Annotated in this window: 1 protein-coding gene and 2 tRNA genes; 2 read left to right on the forward strand and 1 reads right to left on the reverse strand. The window is 53.7% G+C overall.

Annotation, left to right across the window (positions count from 1 at the left end; genetic code table 11):
- Positions 1-212: 212 nt before the first annotated feature.
- Both ACODRZ_RS26805 and ACODRZ_RS26810 read left to right on the forward strand, forming a co-directional pair.
- Positions 213-289 (forward strand) — tRNA-Ile (locus tag ACODRZ_RS26805).
- A gap of 20 nt (positions 290-309) precedes the next feature.
- Positions 310-385 (forward strand) — tRNA-Ala (locus tag ACODRZ_RS26810).
- Here ACODRZ_RS26810 and ACODRZ_RS26815 read toward each other — a convergent pair.
- Positions 351-593 carry a hypothetical protein gene (locus tag ACODRZ_RS26815; RefSeq protein ID WP_488986305.1) on the reverse strand — a complete coding sequence of 81 codons (243 nt, stop codon included), beginning with the start codon at positions 591-593 and terminating at the stop codon, positions 351-353. The two genes, ACODRZ_RS26810 and ACODRZ_RS26815, sit on opposite strands and share 35 nt — an antisense overlap.
- Positions 594-644: the final 51 nt, after the last annotated feature.

Consider the following 644-nt stretch of genomic DNA (forward strand, 5'->3'; position numbering starts at 1 on the left):
TAGGGGAACCTGCGGCTGGATCACCTCCTTTCTAAGGATTTGGCCGAAAGCGCCGCACCTTGAGTGTGGAAGAGCTTCGTACAATTCTAAGAACATGCCGTCGTCCTCATGTCCCTTCATCCTGGAGATACACAGCAAATCTGTTGCTGTGTTACTGCCTGAGCTGGCTCACGCCGCCTGCGGCCTTTATGGCTGGTTCAGGCTGGCAAGTTGGGCCTGTAGCTCAGTTGGTTAGAGCGCACCCCTGATAAGGGTGAGGTCAGTGGTTCGAATCCACTCAGGCCCACCACTTGCCAGTCAGACGGTCATGGGGCCTTAGCTCAGCTGGGAGAGCGGTTGCTTTGCAAGCATCAGGTCATCGGTTCGATCCCGATAGGCTCCACCATCTTCGCCAAGAGATTGGCTTGAGGATGGTCAGTGCGTTGCGCACTGCTCGACCAAGATACTCCAGAGATGAAGCGAAACAGTTTCCAGCCTTCGGGCTGGATCGCAGGATCTGCCTGCACTTCTTTGACATTGTGAATGGGTTTTTTAATCGATGCCGTGGCGCGTCGTACCTGCTGACGTAGTGGGTACAATATGACGCGCAACATACAGATTTACATCTGGCTGAGATTAATCGTCCGCACCTGAAAACAATGCAG

Source organism: Novosphingobium sp. FG90, from assembly GCF_057808725.1.